Raw genomic sequence first — 15,602 nt, 5'->3', positions numbered from 1 at the left:
GACGCGGTCTACAGTGGTGATCACTGTCCGCCCCCGGCGCCGAGGAGCGTTGTGAACTTCACTGCACCGATCACCCTTCCCGGCCTGACCCTCGACCCGAACTGGCATCGCCGGAGCGTGTTCTACGAGGTCATGGTGCGCTCCTTCGTCGACGGCAACGGCGACGGCACGGGCGACCTCGCCGGCCTCATCTCCAAGCTCGACTATCTGCAGTGGCTCGGCGTCGACGCGCTGTGGCTGCCGCCGTTCTTCCAGTCGCCGTTGCGCGACGGCGGCTATGACGTGAGCGACTACACCGCGGTGCTGCCCGAGTTCGGCACGATCGACGAGTTCCGCGAGCTCGTCACCAAGGCCCACGAGCGCAACATGCGCATCGTCATCGACCTCGTCATCAACCACACCTCCGACCAGCATCCGTGGTTCATCGCCTCTCGAGAGGACCCCGAGGGGCCGTACGGCGACTACTACGTGTGGAGCGACACCGACGAGAAGTACGAGGACATCCGCATCATCTTCGTCGACACGGAAGAGTCGAACTGGGCATTCGACGCCGAGCGCCGACAGTTCTACTTCCACCGCTTCTTCTCGCACCAGCCCGACCTCAACTTCGAGAACCCGAAGGTGCACGAGGAGATCTTCGACGTGCTCCGTTTCTGGGCGGATCTGGGGGTCGACGGTTTCCGCCTCGACGCCATCCCCTACCTCTACGAGACTGACGGGGGCAACGGCGAGGGCGAGCCGGCCACGCACGACTTCGTCAAGAAGCTGCGCACGATGGTCGACACCGAGTACCCGGGCCGCGTCCTCATCGCCGAGGCGAACCAGTGGCCCACGGAGGTGGCCGAGTTCTTCGGCACCGCAGAGGAGCCGGAGTGCCACATGGCCTTCGACTTCCCGGTCATGCCCCGTATCTTCTACGCGCTGCGCTCGCAGCAGGCGACCGAGCTGCAGCGTCAGCTCGGCGAGGAGACCGCAGCGCCTCCCGGCAGCGCCTGGGGCGTCTTCCTGCGCAATCACGACGAGCTCACCCTCGAGATGGTGAGCGAGGAGTATCGGCAGGCCATGTACGGCTGGTACGCATACGACCCCCGGATGCGCGCCAACATCGGTATTCGCCGTCGCCTGGCTCCCCTGCTCGACAACTCGCGGGCCGAGCTGGAGCTCGCGCACGCGCTCCTCTTCGCCCTTCCCGGCAGCCCGTTCCTGTACTACGGAGACGAGATCGGCATGGGCGACAACATCTGGCTCCCCGACCGCGACAGCTCGCGCACGCCCATGCAGTGGACGCCCGACCGCAATGCGGGCTTCTCGCACGCCGATCCAGGCAAGCTCTACCTCCCCGTCGTGCAGTCGCTCGTCTACCACTACAACCAGATCAACGTCGAGAGCATGCTCGCCCAGCCGCGATCGCTCCTGCACTGGATCCGCAACGTCATCCACGTTCGCAAGGCCCACCCGACCTTCGGTCTGGGCACGATGCGCGTGCTCGAGACCGATCACGAGTCCGTGCTCGCGTTCGTGCGAGAGTACGAAGGCTCCGGCAGCCAGCTCGGCGATCCCGCCGAGCGCATCCTGTGCGTCTTCTCGTTCGCCCACAATCCCGTCTCCGTGACGGTCGATCTGCCCGGGTTCGAGGGTCGTGCGCTCTCCGACCTCTTCGGCGGCTCCGCCTTCCCCACGATCGGGGAGGACGGGCGGCTCACGCTCACCCTCGGCAGTCAGAACTTCTACTGGCTGCATGTCGGCGAACGGAGTGTCGCAGCCCCCGCCTAGGCTTGCCGCGTGACCGATCTGCTGCGCGACCTCGCCGTGTTCGACCTCGAGACGACGGGCGTCGACGTGCGCACGTCGCGCATCGTGACGGCGTACGTCGGGGTGCTCGACACCGCGGGAGCCGTCGTCTCCTCGCGGTCATGGATGGCTGACCCCGGCATCGAGATACCGGAGGGGGCCGCCGCCGTCCACGGCATCACGACCGAACGGGCACGCGCCGAGGGGCGCCCTGCCTCGGAGGTCGTCGCCGAGGTGCTGGTCGAGCTGCGCTCGGTGCTCGACCGTGGGCTCCCCCTCGTCGTCTACAACGCGCCGTACGACTTGACGCTCCTCGCTCACGAGGCTGTGCGGCACGGCCTCGAGCCGCTCGTCGCCCCCGCCCCCGTCATCGATCCCCTCGTGATCGACAAGGCGGTGGACCGCTACCGACGCGGCAAGCGCACTCTCGAGGCCGCGTGCGCCCACTACGGCGTGCTTCTCGACGGTGCGCACGACGCGAGTATCGACGCGATCGCGGCAGGCCACGTGGCCCGCGCGATCGTCGCGCAGCACTCCGCTGCCATGCCCGACACGCTCGAGGGGCTGCACGCCACCCAGATCGCGTGGCACGACACCCAGGCCGACAGCTTCGAGGACTACATGCGCACGCAGCGCGACCAGCACTTCACGGCCGACCGCGGGTGGCCCGTCCGTCTGTCGTAAGCCGGGGGTGCGATCGCGCACCCAGTGCCCCTGCAACGACGAAGGGTCCCGTCTGTCGACGGGACCCTTCGTGCAACTGGTGAGCCGAGGCTAGTTGCCGAAGCCCTTGAAGCGCTGGTTGAACTTCTCGACGCGGCCGGCGCTGTCGAGGATGCGCTGCTTGCCCGTGTAGAACGGGTGCGACGCGGAGGAGATCTCGACGTCGATGACGGGGTAGGTCTCGCCGTCGAGCTCGATCGTCTTCTCGCTGCTGACCGTGGAGCGGGTCAGGAAGGTCTCGCCCGACGCCAGGTCGCGGAAGACCACCGGCGCGTACTCGGGGTGGATGTCAGTCTTCATGCTCGTTGTCCTTGTGTTCATTCGAGGTCGAGGTGCTGCAGGTCTGGGGTGAGACAGGGGTCTCGGTGGCGCCGCGCCAGCGGCAGAGCCAAGGGTCAACGATAGCAGAGCAGGAGCGAGCGAGGGCGCTACGCGGCGCGCGCGGTGAAGCGATCGCCGTCGCGCTGCACGACGAGGTCGAGGCCGAATGCGCTCGTGAGCGCCGAGCTCGTGATGACCTCCGCGAGCGGGCCGCTCGCCGTGATCCTGCCGTCGGTGAGGAGGAGCGCGTGGGTGAACCCCGCGGGGATCTCCTCCACGTGGTGGGTGACCATGACCATCGCGGGCGACTCCGTCGAGGAGGCATAGGCGCCGAGGAGCTGCAGCAGCTCTTCGCGAGCACCGAGGTCGAGGCTCGCGGCCGGCTCGTCGAGCAGCAGCAGCTCGGGGTCGGTCATGATCGCGCGCGCGATCTGCACGCGCTTCTGCTCACCATCGCTGAGGCTGCCGAAGCGACGGTCCTCGAACGAGTCGAGGCGCCATTCGCGCAGCACGCGCTGAGCGCGCCGAACGTCGACGTCGTCGTAGCTCTCGTTCCATCGCCCCGTGACGGCATGCGCGCTCGTCATGACGACATCGAGCACGCGCTCGTCCTGCGGGATGCGCCGCGCGAGCGCGGTGGAGGCGAAGCCGATGCGCGGCCGCAGCTCGAACACGTCGCTCGACCCGAGTCGTTCGTCGAGCACGGTCGCGCTGCCGCTCGAGGGGTGCAGGAGTGAGGAGGCGAGCTGCAGGAGGGTCGTCTTGCCGGCACCGTTGGGCCCGAGCACGACCCAGCGCTGCTCGGAGCCGACCTGCCACGTGATGTCGGAGAGGATCGCCGAGCCGTCGCGCGTGAGAGAGACATCGTCGAAGTGCAGAACGCCAGCCATGATGTCTCCAGCGTAGAGCACGGGGACTAGTGCGCGAGGCTGCGGTAGAGCGCGCTCGTGCGCTCGGCGATGCTCGACCAGGAGAACTCCTTCTCGGCGCGATCCCGGCCGGCAGCGCCCATCGCGGCAGCGGCGGAGGGATCGCTCACGACCTCGGTGAGGACGGCGGCGAGATCGGCGATGAAGCGCTCGGGGTCCAGGGGCGTGCCCGAGCCATCGTTCACCTGGTCGATCGGCACGAGCCTGCCGGTCACGCCGTCATCGACCACCTCGGGAATGCCTCCCGTGGCGGTGCCCACGACGGGCGCGCCGCAGGCCATGGCCTCGAGATTCACGATGCCGAGGGGCTCGTAGACGCTCGGGCAGACGAAGGTCGTGGCGCTTGAGAGCACGGCGGAGAGGTCGTGGATGCCCAGCATCTGGTCGATCCACACGACACCCGAGCGCTCCTCCTGCAGGGACGCGACCCCTGCCCGGACCTCCTCCAGGATCTGCGGGGTGTCCGGAGCGCCAGCGCACAGGATGAGCTGCACCTCGGGTGGGAGCCGGCGTGCCGCGGCGAGCAGGTAGGGAAGCCCCTTCTGCCGGGTGATGCGGCCCACGAAGACGACGGAGGGTCGGTCGGGATCGATGCCGAGGGCGCGCACGGCCTCCGGATCGTCGACGCGGCGCCACCGGTCGAGATCGATACCGTTGTGGATGACCGAGACCCGCGACTCGTCGAGTCCCGGGTAGCAGCGTAGGATGTCGCGGCGCATCCCGTCGCTCACGGCGACGACGGCGTCGGCCGTCTCGAAGGCCCCTTGCTCGATCCATCGCGAGATGGTGTAGCCTCCGCCGAGCTGCTCGGCCTTCCAGGGACGCAGCGGCTCGAGGCTGTGCGCCGTGACGACGTGCGGGATGCCATGGAGCATCTGCGCCAGCTCCCCCGCTGCGTTCGCATACCAGGTGTGCGAGTGCACGAGGTCGGCGCCCGCGACGTCCTCCGCGATCGCCAGATCGACGCCGAGCGTCGCGAGCGCAGGATTCGCGGAGGTCAGGGAGCCCGGCACGAGGTACGACTGGGTGCCCTCCTCGTCGCGCGGGGCGCCGAAACACCGCACGCGCACGTCGAGCTGACGGCGCAGGGCGTGGACGAGCTCGGTCACGTGCACACCCGCCCCGCCGTAGACCTCCGGTGGGTACTCCCTGGTCACGATGTCGACGCGCATGACTCGACGGTAGTACAGCGGTGCCTCTGGCCCCGCACCCCACGCTCGCCTACTGTGGGTCTATGCCGTCACCGAAAGTCTTTGGAATCGTGCTCGCCGGTGGCGAGGGGAAGCGCCTCATGCCCCTCACGGAGGATCGAGCGAAGCCCGCGGTGCCCTTCGCGGGCGGCTATCGGCTCATCGACTTCGCGCTCTCCAACCTCATCAACTCCGGCCTGCGCCAGGTCGTCGTGCTCACGCAGTACAAGAGCCACTCCCTCGACCGTCACATCTCCCAGACCTGGCGGCTCACGGGCATGCTCAACGCCTACGTCGCGTCCGTGCCCGCCCAGCAGCGCCTGGGCAAGCGGTGGTTCTCTGGCTCAGCCGATGCCATCTACCAGAGCCTCAACCTCATCCGCGACGAGAAGCCCGACATCGTCGTGGTCGTCGGAGCCGACCACGTCTACCGCATGGACTTCCGCCCCATGATCGAGGCCCACATCGAGAACTCGGCCGGTGTGTCCGTCGCCGGAATCCGTCAGCCGATCGCGCTCGCCGACCAGTTCGGCGTCATCGAGACCGACCCTGCCAACCCGCAGCGCATCGCCGCCTTCCACGAGAAGCCCCAGAATCCCGTGGGGCTCGCGGATGCACCGCACGAGGTGCTCGCCTCGATGGGCAACTACGTCTTCGACGCCGATGTGCTCATGGACGCCGTCGTGCGCGACAGCGACAACGCGGAGTCGAACCACGACATGGGCGGTGACATCGTGCCCGACTTCGTGCGCAAGGGCGAGGCCTTCGTCTACGACATGAAGCGCAACGTCGTGCCGGGCTCAACGGATCGCGACCGTGACTACTGGCGTGACGTGGGAACGATCGAGTCGTTCTTCGAGGCCCATCAGGACCTCATCTCCGCCCTGCCGATCTTCAACCTCTACAACGCCGACTGGCCGATCTACTCCCAGCAGCTCAACTCCCCTCCCGCGAAGTTCGTGCGCGACGCGGAAGGTCGCAACGGAGACGTCATCGACTCGATCGTGTCGCTCGGCTCGGTCATCTCGGGCAGCCACATCGAGCGCTCCGTGCTCGGCCCGTGGGTGGTCGTGGAGTCCGCGAGCATCACGGATGCCGTCGTGTTCGAGCGCACGACGATCGGCGCAGGAGCGACCGTGCGGCGCGCTATTCTCGACAAGGACGTCGTCGTGGCACCCGGCGCGCAGGTCGGTGTCGACCACGACGCCGACCGCGCTCGCGGCTTCACCGTCACCGAGACGGGCATCACCGTGGTCGGCAAGGGCACGGTCGTCGAGGCCTGAACCGGCCGCTCTCCGCTGGAGTCGAGAAGGAGCCCTCCCACCCCATGGCGCGATTCCTCGTCGTCCTCGATGTCGACTCGACCCTCATCGAGGAGGAGGCGATCGAGCTGCTCGCACGAGAAGCGGGCTCCGGCGATCTCGTGGCCGCGGTCACGGCGCGCGCGATGGCCGGCGAGCTCGACTTCGCCGAGTCGCTCCGCGAGCGCGTCGCGACGCTCGCGGGTCTCAGCAGTGCGGTGTTCGCCGAGCTGGCCCCGAGCATCCATCTCACGTCCGGCGCTCGCGATCTCGTCGACGGCGTGCACGCCGGCGGCGGGGTGATCGGCGTCGTCTCCGGCGGGTTCCACGAGCTGCTGGATCCTCTCGCCGCCTCGCTCGGGCTCGACCACCATCGCGCCAACAGGCTCGGCGTCGCCGCGGGCGTGCTGACCGGCACGACCGATGGGCCGGTCGTGGATGCCGCGGCGAAGGCCGATGCCGTGCGCGAGTGGGCGACGGCTCACGGGCTGCCGCTCGAGCGCACGATCGTCGTCGGTGATGGTGCCAACGACCTCGAGATGATGCGCGTCGCGGGGCTCTCGATCGCGTTCGATGCGAAGCCCGTCGTGTGCGCGACCGCGAGCGTGTGCGTGCCTGAGCGCGATCTCTCCGCGGTGCTTGCGGTGCTGGGCCTGCGCAGCTAGTCGGCCTGCGCGGGTCAGTGCCCCATGCCGAGGCCGCCGTCGACGGGGATCACGGCGCCGCTGATGTAGGCGGCGTCGTCGCCGGCGAGCCACGTGACGACGCGCGCGACCTCCTGCCGGGTCGCGAAGCGCCCAGCGGGGATGCTCGCGCGGTAGGTGGCCTGCTGGTCCTCGGGAAGGGCAGCAGTCATGTCGGTCTCGATGAAGCCCGGGGCGACGACGTTCGCCGTGATGCCACGACCCCCGAGCTCGCGCGTGAGCGAGCGCGCGAAGCCGACGAGAGCCGACTTCGACGCGCTGTAGTTGACCTGACCCGCGGAGCCGAGCAGTCCGACGACGCTCGAGATGAGGATGACGCGGCCGAAACGCGCCTTGAGCATCCCCTTCGATGCGCGCTTGACCGTGCGGAACGCGCCCGTGAGGTTCGTGTCGATCACGTCCGTGAAGTCGTCCTCCGACATGCGCATCAGGAGCGTGTCGCGCGTGATGCCGGCGTTCGCGACGACCACCTCGACGGGCCCGAGCTCGGTCTCGACCGCCGTGAACGCGGCGTCGAGCGAGGCGGAAGCCGTCACATCGGCCGTGACCGTGAGGGCCCCTTCCGGTCCGGAGCCTGAGCGTGCTGTCACGGCCACGCGGTGGCCCTGGGCGAGGAATTCCTCGGCGATCGCGAAGCCGATGCCGCGATTGCCGCCGGTCACGAGAACGGTGCGCTGGGTGGTCATGGGCATCAAGCATATGCGCAGGCCCGCGGGGTACGATCGCCTCACCATGAAGCCCGCATCCGCCGCGATCACGAGCCTGCCGGAGTCCCCCGACGACGAGCGGCGCGACCGCATGATCAAGTACTCGATCGCCATGGGCGTGCGCATGCTGTGCATCGCAGCGTGCTTCGTCGTGCCCGGCTGGTGGATGCTCCTGCCCGCTGCGGGCGCCGTGATCCTGCCGTACATCGCCGTCGTCGCGGCCAACACGGTCGCGTCGCCGCGAGGGCGCGACGTCGAGCGCCCCGGTTCCATCGTGCGCGTGATCCCGCAGGGTGACGCGGCGTGATCGATCTGCCCGGTGCGATCTCCGGCATGCGGTGCTCCCGCAGCGGGTGCCGTGCGGCGGCGGAGTGGGCGGTGAACTGGCGCAACCCGCGCATTCACGGCCTCGACCGCGTGAAGGTGTGGCTCGCGTGCGATGAGCACCGCGACTACCTGTACGACTACGTCGACGCACGCGGCTTCCCGGTGACGCTCACACCGGCCGGCACTGTCGTGGAGAGCCTTCCCGACCGGGACGGTCCGCGCGATCAGGAAGAATAGGCCCGTGAGCATCCTAAGCCTCGCGGCGAGCCGACGCTGGCTGGGGTGGCTCGCCTTCACAGCGCTCTTCGCCGTCGTGTGCGTCGCGCTCGCTCAGTGGCAGTGGGCTCGCCGTCTCGACGCCGTCGCCGATATTCGGGTCGTCGCCGAGAACTGGGATGCGGCTCCCGTGCCGCTGACCGAGGTGCTCCCGGGCGGCGCGCCGCTCGACCCCGAGCGGGAGTGGACGCCCGTCGTCGTCGAGGGCGAGTACCTGCTCGACGATCAGCTGCTCGTGCGCAATCGTCCCTTCGCCGGCAGGCCGGGCTTCGAGGTTCTCACCCCGTTCGCGCTCGAGGACGGCAGGGTTCTCATCGTCGATCGCGGGTGGCTGCCGACGGGCTCGCAGCAGGACTCCCCCGACGCGGTGCCGGCTCCACCTCGGGGCCGCGTCGAGGTGATCGCCCGTCTCAAGCCCGGCGAGCCGACCCTGCCCGGCCGCGGTGCGCCCGAGGGGCAGGTGGCGACGATCCACCTGCCCACGATCGCGCAGGAGGTCGACCAGGGCGAGGTCATCACGGGCGCGTACGGGCTGCTCGCGGAGGAGGACCCGGCGACGGTCGAGCGGCCGGTCGCGGCGACACGGCCCGTGGCGGACGAGGGCCCGCACCTGAGCTACACCTTCCAGTGGTACCTCTTCGCACTCCTCGGCTTCGTGGGCTACGGCTGGGCCCTGCGTCAGGAGTGGCGCGGGCTGCGCGGCATCGAGGCGGCACCGTCGCGGCGTGGCCCGAGCGACGCCGATGAAGAGGATGCTCTGCTCGACGAACGGCGCTGACGCGGCCGCACCCGTCGCGGCGGCCAGGGCAGCAGCGGCGGGTCAGGCGAGCGCGATGAGCTCGGCGTAGTCCTTCGTCCAGAGGTCCTCGACACCGTCGGGCATGATGAGCACGCGCTCGGGGTTGAGCGCCTCGACAGCGCCCTCGTCGTGGCTCACGAGCACGACCGAGCCCGAGTAGGCGGCCAGGGCACCCAGGATCTCCTCGCGGCTCGCGGGGTCGAGGTTGTTGGTCGGCTCGTCGAGCAGCAGGAGGTTCGCCTTCGATACGACGAGCGTCGCGAGCGATAGCCTCGTCTTCTCGCCGCCCGAGAGCACTCCGGCCGGCTTCTGCACGTCGTCGCCGACGAAGAGGAAGGAGCCGAGCACGCTGCGGGCCTCGCGCTCGGTGATGGCGTCGGAGGAGCTCATCATGTTCTCGAGCACGCTGCGGCGGGTGTCGAGGGTCTCGTGCTCCTGCGCGTAGTAGCCGATGCGCAGTCCGTGACCGGGCTCGAGCACGCCCGTGTCGGGCTCGTCGACGCCCGCGAGGATGCGCAGGAGGGTGGTCTTGCCCGCGCCGTTGAGGCCGAGGATGACCACTTTCGATCCGCGGTCGATCGCGAGGTCGACGGAGGTGAAGATCTCGAGCGAGCCGTAGCTCTTCGAGAGGTTGTGCGCCTGCAGGGGCGTCTTGCCGACCGGTGCGGGGTCGGGGAACCGGAGCTTGGCGACGCGGTCGACAGCGCGCACCTCATCGAGGCCGGACAGCATGCGCTCGGCACGCGCGACCATCTGGTGCGCGGAGGCCGCCTTGGACGCCTTCGCCCCGAAGCGCGCCGCCTGCAGCTGCAGCGCCGTCGCCTTCTTCTCGACGTTGGCGCGCTCCTTCTTGCGACGCTCAGCGTCCGCTTCGCGCTGACGCAGGTAGTGCTTCCAGCCCATGTTGTAGATGTCGATGACCTGGCGGTTGCCGTCGAGGTAGAAGACGCGGTTGACGGTCTCCTCCACGAGCGCCACATCGTGGCTGATGACGATGAAGCCGCCCTGGTAGGCCTTGAGGAACTCCCGCAGCCACACGACCGAGTCGGCATCGAGGTGGTTGGTCGGCTCGTCGAGGATCATCGTCTCGGCGTCGCTGAAGAGGATGCGGGCCAGCTCGATGCGGCGCCGCTGACCGCCCGACAGCGTGCTCAACGGCTGGCCGAGAATGCGGTCGGGCAGGTTGAGGTTGCTCGCGATCGCCGCAGCCTCCGCCTCGGCCGAGTAGCCACCGAGCGACTGGAAGCGGTCGGTCAGACGGCTGTAGCGGGCCATGGCCTTCTCGGCGACGGCGGGGTCGTCGCTGCCCATCTCGACCCCGGCCTGCTGCAGCTCGAGGACGATCGAGCCGAGTCCCCGGGCATCCAGGATGCGGGTTCTGGCCAGCTGCTCGGGGTCGCCCGCGCGAGGGTCCTGCGGTAGGTAGCCGATCTCGCCCGTGCGCGTGATCGTGCCACCAGTGGGCTGGCCCTCCCCCGCGAGGGCGCGCGTCATCGTCGTCTTGCCGGCGCCGTTGCGCCCCACGAGGCCGACCTTGTCGCCCTTGTCGACCCGGAAGGAGACATCCGCCATGAGCAGGCGCGCACCGACCCGGATCTCGAGGTCTTGCACAGCGAGCACAGCAAACGTCCTGTTCTTTGGTGGGATTCGGTGGACCCGGCGCACGGGGGCCAGCCCGATAGTCTAGCCGTGTCCCGACCCTTGACCCTGTGTGAGGAAGACCACTGTGACGATCGCCTCCCCCGCCCTGCCTCGCCCCACCCTCGTCGACCGCGTCGTGAGCCGCAGCCTCGCGACGGACGCCGCCCTCGTCGTCGCCGGTACCGCGCTCGTCGCGATCCTCGCGCAGGTCGCGATTCCGCTGTGGCCGGTACCCGTCACGGGCCAGACCCTCGCCGTCCTGCTCGTCGGGGCATCCCTCGGTGCCGCGCGCGGAGCCGCCTCGTTGTCGCTCTACGCCCTCCTCGGCGGACTCGGCCTGCCCATCTACAGCGACGCGGCATCCGGCTGGACGGTGCTCCTGGGCCCCACCGGCGGGTACATCCTCGGCTTCATCGCTTCCGCCGCGATCGTCGGCTGGGCTGCTGAGCGCCAGTGGGACCGCGGGTGGTTCAAGCCCTTCGTGACCTTCATCGGCGGGTCGATCGTCGTCTTCGCGATCGGGCTTCCGTGGCTCGCCCTCTCCCTCGGCCAGCTCGGCCTGCCGAACGACGTTGGCGCGGTTCTCGCCTCGGGCTTCCTGCCCTTCATCATCGGCGGAGTGATCAAGGCGGCTATCGCCGCAGCGCTCATGCCGCTGCTCTGGCGTGCGGCCGAGAAGCGCGAGCGAACGGCCGAGTAGTTCGCGCGGGGCTCAGATGCTGAAGCCCCACCGCCTGTCGGCGGAGCGCTCGGAATTGACGGTCCACTGGACCGTCAAATGCTGAATCCGAGCCGCCTGTCGGCGGAGCGTTGGGCACTGAGAGCCCACTGGGCTCTCAGATGCTGAAGCCCAACGCTCTCATCATGTCGCGGCCGTCGTCGGTTATCCGCTCCGGGCCCCACGGGGGCATCCAGACCCAGTTGATGCGGAACTGCTCGACGATGCCGTCGAGCGAGTTCGCGATCGACTCCTCGATGACGTCCGTGAGCGGGCATCCCGCGCTCGTGAGAGTCATCGAGATGATGAGGGCGTCAGACTCCTCATCCCAGGCGAGGTCGTAGACGAGGCCCAGGTCGACGATGTTGACCCCCAGCTCGGGGTCGACGACATCCTTGAGCCCCTCCTCGACCTCGTCGAAGAGCTTCGGTTCGAGTGCAGTGGGCATGGCGATCAGTGTACGGGGGCGCCCGCGGTGTAGCGATCGTAGCCCTCGTTCTCCAAGCGCTCTGCCAGTTCGGCGCCACCCTGCTCGGCGATGCGGCCCTCGACGAAGACGTGCACGAAGTCGGGCGTGATGTAGCGCAGGATGCGCGTGTAGTGCGTGATGAGGAGCACCCCGAGATCGGTGTTGTCCTTGACGCGGTTGACGCCCTCGGAGACGATCTTGAGCGCGTCGACGTCGAGCCCGCTGTCGGTCTCGTCGAGCACCGCGATCTTGGGCTTCAGCAGCTCGAGCTGCACGATCTCGTGGCGCTTCTTCTCGCCGCCCGAGAAGCCCTCGTTGACGTTGCGCTCCGTGAAGCCCGCGTCCATGCGCAGAGCTTCCATCGACGTCTTGAGGTCCTTGACCCACGACCGCAGCGGCGGGGCCTGGCCGTCAAGAGCGGTCTTCGCGGTGCGGAGGAAGTTTGAGACGGTGACGCCGGGAATCTCAACCGGGTACTGCATGGCGAGGAAGAGCCCGGCCTTGGCGCGCTCGTCGACGCTCATCGCGAGCACATCCTCGCCGTCGAGGGTGATCGACCCCGAGTCGACGGTGTAGCGCGGGTGGCCAGCGATCGTGTAGGCGAGAGTCGACTTGCCGGAGCCGTTGGGGCCCATGATGGCGTGGATCTCGCCCGAGTTGATCGTGAGGTCGACGCCGCGGAGGATCGGCGTCGTGCCCTGGTCGGTCTCGATGCTCACGTGGAGGTCGCGGATGATGAGAGAAGTCATGGTCTGACAGTCCTTTACGGCTTGGGTGTCGGGTCGACGAAGATGTCGCCGTCGGTGATCGTGACGGCGTAGACGGGCACCGGCTCGTAGGCCGGGAAGTTGCGGGGAGCGCCGCTCGCGAGATCGAACTTCGACCCGTGGGCCCAGCACTCGATGGCCTCGTCCTCGACGAAGCCCTCGGAGAGCGAGATCTCGCCGTGCGTGCAGGTGTCGCCCAGCGCGTGGACGGCGCCCGAGGAGTCCTTGACCACCGCGATGGGAGTGCCCTCGATCACGACGCGCATCGCTGTCGCGGGCGCGAGCTCGGCATCGGAGCAGACACGAGTAGCGGCCACGACTAGATCACCTCGATCTGGGCGAGCTCTGCCTCGATGGCCGCGAGCAGGCGCTCCTGGAGGGCGGCGTTGCCGATCTTCTGCACGACCTCGACGAGGAAGCCGTGCACGACGAGACGGCGCGCCTCGGGTTCCGGCACACCGCGGGAGCGCAGATAGAAGAGCTGCTCGTCGTCGAATCGGCCGGTGGCGCTCGCGTGGCCAGCTCCGGCGATATCGCCGGTCTCGATCTCGAGGTTCGGGATCGAGTCGGCGCGCGTGCCATCGCTCAGGACGAGGTTGCGGTTCTGCTCGTAGGAGTCGGTGCCGGTCGCATCGCGACCGATCAGCACGTCACCGACCCAGACGGTGCGCGCCTTGGCGCCGTTGAGAGCGCCCTTGTAGTTGACGCGGCTCACGGTGTGCGGCGCGACGTGGTGCACGAAGACGCGCTGCTCGAGGTGCTGCCCTGCGTCGGCGAAGTAGAGCCCGAGCAGCTCGCCGTGAGCGCCCTCCCCCGCGAGTCGTGCCGACGGGTTCACCCGCACGAGCGCACCGCCGAGGGAGACGACGACGTGCTTGAGGCTCGCGTCGCGGTCGACACGCGCGAACTGGCTGGAGAGGTGCACGGCCTCGTCGTCCCACTCCTGCAGGCTCACGACCGTGAGCTGCGCGCCCTGCTCCACGACGATCTCGACGTTCTCCGACAGCCGGGCGGGGCCCGAGTTGTCGATGATGACGAGCCCGCGCGCGTTGGGGCGCGCCGTGATCACAGTGTGGGCCGCTCGAGGTGCGGCGTCCGGGCTCGCGCGCCGAATGGTCACCTCGACAGGGGTCTCTGAGGTGAGCGTGACCGCGTGCGCCTTCTCGAAGGAGCCCCACGCGTTGGCGGCGGCACGCTCTTCCGCGAGCCCCGCGGACCCGACACGCGGGTCATCGCGCGCGATCCACTCGCTCGTGACGCCCGGGGCGTCCGTGACCTCGACGGGAAGCGGGCTGCCGTCGAGGGCATCGTCGATGAGGTCGCGAGCAGAGTCGACGGGCGTCAATCGCCACTCGAGCTCGCGCCCCGTGACCTCGGGGAAGTCGTCGTGCAGCGCCGACGCGAAGCGCTCAGAGCGTGTCTGGACGGGAACGGGTGAACCGGGGCCGTGCGCGTGCTCAGTGGCACCGGGCACGACGCGATCGGTGTCGATGGCGGAACTCATCTAGCCTACGGATCCTTCCATGCTCATCTCGATGAGCTTGTTGAGTTCGAGTGCGTACTCCATGGGCAGCTCGCGGGCGATGGGCTCGATGAACCCGCGCACGATCATGGCCATGGCCTCATCCTCCTCGAGTCCGCGCGACATGAGGTAGAACAGCTGCTCCTCGCTCACGCGCGAGACGGTGGCCTCGTGGCCGAGCTGCACGTCGTCGACGCGGATGTCGATCGCCGGGTAGGTGTCGGATCGCGAGATCGTGTCGACGAGCAGGGCGTCGCAGCGCACGGTGTTGGCCGAGTGGTGAGCCGTGGCATCGACGCGCACCTCGCCGCGGTAGCCCGCGCGACCGCCACCACGGGCGATCGACTTCGAGACGATCGACGACGTCGTGTGCGGCGCCATGTGGATCATCTTCGCGCCCGCATCCTGGTGCTGGCCGGGGCCGGCGAAGGCGACGGAGAGCGTCTCGCCCTTCGCGTGCTCTCCCATGAGGAAGATCGAGGGGTACTTCATCGTCACCTTGGAGCCGATGTTGCCGTCGATCCACTCCATCGTCGCACCCTCGTGGGCGACAGCCCGCTTCGTGACGAGGTTGTACACGTTGTTCGACCAGTTCTGGATGGTCGTGTAGCGCACGCGGGCGTTCTTCTTGACGATGATCTCGACGACCGCGGAGTGCAGCGAGTCGCTCTTGTAGATCGGCGCCGTGCAGCCCTCGATGTAGTGCACGTACGAGCCCTCGTCGGCGATGATGAGCGTGCGCTCGAACTGACCCATGTTCTCCGTGTTGATGCGGAAGTAGGCCTGCAGCGGGATGTCGACGTGCACGCCAGGCGGCACGTAGACGAACGATCCGCCCGACCAGACGGCCGTGTTGAGAGCGGCGAACTTGTTGTCACCCTCGGGGATGACCGTGCCGAAGTGCTCCTCGAAGAACTCGGGGTGCTCCCGCAGCGCCGTGTCGGTGTCCATGAAGATGACACCCTGCTGCTCGAGGTCCTCGCGGATCTGGTGGTAGACGACCTCCGACTCGTACTGAGCGGCGACACCCGCGACGAGGCGCTGACGCTCCGCCTCCGGGATGCCGAGCTTCTCGTACGTCTCCTTGATGTCGTCCGGCAGGTCTTCCCAGCTCGTCGCCTGCTTCTCGGTCGAGCGCACGAAGTACTTGATGTTGTCGAAGTCGATGCCGGAGAGGTCGGCGCCCCACAGCGGCATCGGCTTCCTGCCGAACATCTCGTAGCCGCGCAGGCGCTTCTTGAGCATCCACTCCGGCTCGTTCTTGAGACGCGAGATGTCGGTGACGACGTCGGCGTTGATGCCGCGGCGCGCGGTCGCTCCCGCGGTATCGGAGTCGGCCCAGCCGAATTCGTACTGGCCGAGCCCCTCCAGTTCGGGTCGGTCGATGAGCACGTCTGACATGCGATTCCTCTCCTTT

General features: G+C 68.5%; 18 protein-coding genes. 8 read left to right on the top strand and 10 right to left on the bottom strand.

Going from position 1 to position 15,602, the window contains the following annotated elements; all coding sequences use genetic code 11:
* Positions 1 to 51: 51 nt before the first annotated feature.
* Together treS and IE160_RS06455 are read left to right on the top strand one after the other, a co-directional pair.
* Positions 52 to 1,773: a maltose alpha-D-glucosyltransferase gene (treS, locus tag IE160_RS06460; protein WP_179871882.1), complete on the top strand. Its 1,722-nt coding sequence runs from the start codon at positions 52 to 54 to the stop codon at positions 1,771 to 1,773.
* Positions 1,774 to 1,782: 9 nt separating this feature from the next.
* Positions 1,783 to 2,475, top strand: a complete 693-nt coding sequence (locus IE160_RS06455) for a 3'-5' exonuclease (RefSeq protein WP_179871881.1) — start codon at positions 1,783 to 1,785, stop codon at positions 2,473 to 2,475.
* A gap of 90 nt (positions 2,476 to 2,565) precedes the next feature.
* Here IE160_RS06455 and IE160_RS06450 read toward each other — a convergent pair whose 3' ends face one another.
* The 3 genes from IE160_RS06450 to glgA all read right to left on the bottom strand — a co-directional run bounded on the left by IE160_RS06450 (position 2,566) and on the right by glgA (position 4,936).
* Entirely contained in the window at positions 2,566 to 2,814 is a 249-nt protein-coding gene (locus IE160_RS06450; protein ID WP_152582814.1) for a type B 50S ribosomal protein L31, read from the bottom strand.
* 128 nt (positions 2,815 to 2,942) lie between these two features.
* Positions 2,943 to 3,725, bottom strand: coding sequence for an ABC transporter ATP-binding protein (locus IE160_RS06445; RefSeq protein WP_179871880.1), 783 nt, complete (start codon positions 3,723 to 3,725; stop codon positions 2,943 to 2,945).
* Between the two features lie 26 nt (positions 3,726 to 3,751).
* Positions 3,752 to 4,936, bottom strand: coding sequence for a glycogen synthase (glgA, locus tag IE160_RS06440; RefSeq protein ID WP_179871879.1), 1,185 nt, complete (start codon positions 4,934 to 4,936; stop codon positions 3,752 to 3,754).
* 62 nt (positions 4,937 to 4,998) lie between these two features.
* Here glgA and glgC point away from each other — a divergent pair, with 62 nt between their 5' ends.
* Entirely contained in the window at positions 4,999 to 6,237 is a 1,239-nt protein-coding gene (gene glgC, locus IE160_RS06435) for a glucose-1-phosphate adenylyltransferase (RefSeq protein ID WP_179871878.1), read from the top strand.
* Positions 6,238 to 6,281: 44 nt separating this feature from the next.
* Positions 6,282 to 6,920 (top strand): phosphoserine phosphatase SerB, encoded by a 639-nt coding sequence (gene serB, locus IE160_RS06430; protein ID WP_191150571.1) that lies wholly within the window; start codon positions 6,282 to 6,284, stop codon positions 6,918 to 6,920.
* Positions 6,921 to 6,934: 14 nt separating this feature from the next.
* On the opposite strand, the gene fabG is transcribed toward serB, so the two are convergent.
* Positions 6,935 to 7,645 carry a 3-oxoacyl-ACP reductase FabG gene (gene fabG, locus IE160_RS06425; RefSeq protein ID WP_191150570.1) on the bottom strand — a complete coding sequence of 237 codons (711 nt, stop codon included), beginning with the start codon at positions 7,643 to 7,645 and terminating at the stop codon, positions 6,935 to 6,937.
* Positions 7,646 to 7,691: 46 nt separating this feature from the next.
* On the opposite strand from fabG, the gene IE160_RS06420 reads away from it, so the two are divergent.
* The 3 genes from IE160_RS06420 to IE160_RS06410 are packed head-to-tail and all read left to right on the top strand — an operon-like array spanning position 7,692 to position 9,047.
* Entirely contained in the window at positions 7,692 to 7,973 is a 282-nt protein-coding gene (locus IE160_RS06420; protein WP_179871875.1) for a DUF3099 domain-containing protein, read from the top strand.
* Positions 7,970 to 8,230, top strand: a complete 261-nt coding sequence (locus tag IE160_RS06415) for a hypothetical protein (RefSeq protein ID WP_349815711.1) — start codon at positions 7,970 to 7,972, stop codon at positions 8,228 to 8,230. The genes IE160_RS06420 and IE160_RS06415 overlap by 4 nt, the downstream gene beginning before the upstream one ends.
* Before the next feature lie 4 nt (positions 8,231 to 8,234).
* The gene (locus tag IE160_RS06410) at positions 8,235 to 9,047 is read left to right on the top strand and encodes an SURF1 family cytochrome oxidase biogenesis protein (RefSeq protein WP_179871874.1); all 813 of its coding nucleotides are present in this window, start codon (positions 8,235 to 8,237) and stop codon (positions 9,045 to 9,047) included.
* 42 nt (positions 9,048 to 9,089) lie between these two features.
* On the opposite strand, the gene IE160_RS06405 is transcribed toward IE160_RS06410, so the two are convergent.
* Positions 9,090 to 10,688 (bottom strand): ABC-F family ATP-binding cassette domain-containing protein, encoded by a 1,599-nt coding sequence (locus IE160_RS06405; protein ID WP_179871873.1) that lies wholly within the window; start codon positions 10,686 to 10,688, stop codon positions 9,090 to 9,092.
* Between the two features lie 106 nt (positions 10,689 to 10,794).
* Between IE160_RS06405 and IE160_RS06400 the strand changes: the two genes are divergently transcribed.
* A complete protein-coding gene (locus tag IE160_RS06400) occupies positions 10,795 to 11,409 on the top strand; it encodes a biotin transporter BioY (protein ID WP_179871872.1) in 615 nt (204 codons plus the stop codon).
* A 136-nt stretch (positions 11,410 to 11,545) separates the two neighbouring features.
* Here IE160_RS06400 and IE160_RS06395 read toward each other — a convergent pair whose 3' ends face one another.
* Genes IE160_RS06395 through sufB form a run of 5 tightly spaced genes read right to left on the bottom strand, consistent with a single transcriptional unit; the run spans position 11,546 to position 15,586 of the window.
* The gene (locus IE160_RS06395; protein WP_100822755.1) at positions 11,546 to 11,875 is read right to left on the bottom strand and encodes a metal-sulfur cluster assembly factor; all 330 of its coding nucleotides are present in this window, start codon (positions 11,873 to 11,875) and stop codon (positions 11,546 to 11,548) included.
* 5 nt (positions 11,876 to 11,880) lie between these two features.
* Positions 11,881 to 12,645 carry a Fe-S cluster assembly ATPase SufC gene (sufC, locus tag IE160_RS06390; RefSeq protein ID WP_152582825.1) on the bottom strand — a complete coding sequence of 255 codons (765 nt, stop codon included), beginning with the start codon at positions 12,643 to 12,645 and terminating at the stop codon, positions 11,881 to 11,883.
* A 14-nt stretch (positions 12,646 to 12,659) separates the two neighbouring features.
* Positions 12,660 to 12,980, bottom strand: coding sequence for a non-heme iron oxygenase ferredoxin subunit (locus tag IE160_RS06385; protein ID WP_179871871.1), 321 nt, complete (start codon positions 12,978 to 12,980; stop codon positions 12,660 to 12,662).
* Positions 12,981 to 12,982: 2 nt separating this feature from the next.
* The gene (sufD, locus tag IE160_RS06380; RefSeq protein ID WP_179871870.1) at positions 12,983 to 14,167 is read right to left on the bottom strand and encodes a Fe-S cluster assembly protein SufD; all 1,185 of its coding nucleotides are present in this window, start codon (positions 14,165 to 14,167) and stop codon (positions 12,983 to 12,985) included.
* A complete protein-coding gene (gene sufB / locus IE160_RS06375; protein WP_179871869.1) occupies positions 14,168 to 15,586 on the bottom strand; it encodes a Fe-S cluster assembly protein SufB in 1,419 nt (472 codons plus the stop codon).
* Positions 15,587 to 15,602: the final 16 nt, after the last annotated feature.

It is taken from the genome of Chryseoglobus sp. 28M-23 (assembly GCF_014789785.1).
In the GTDB taxonomy this organism is placed as follows: domain Bacteria; phylum Actinomycetota; class Actinomycetes; order Actinomycetales; family Microbacteriaceae; genus Microcella; species Microcella indica.
Note: the sequence above shows the minus strand (reverse complement) of the source record. Positions and strands in the feature narration are given on the sequence as shown.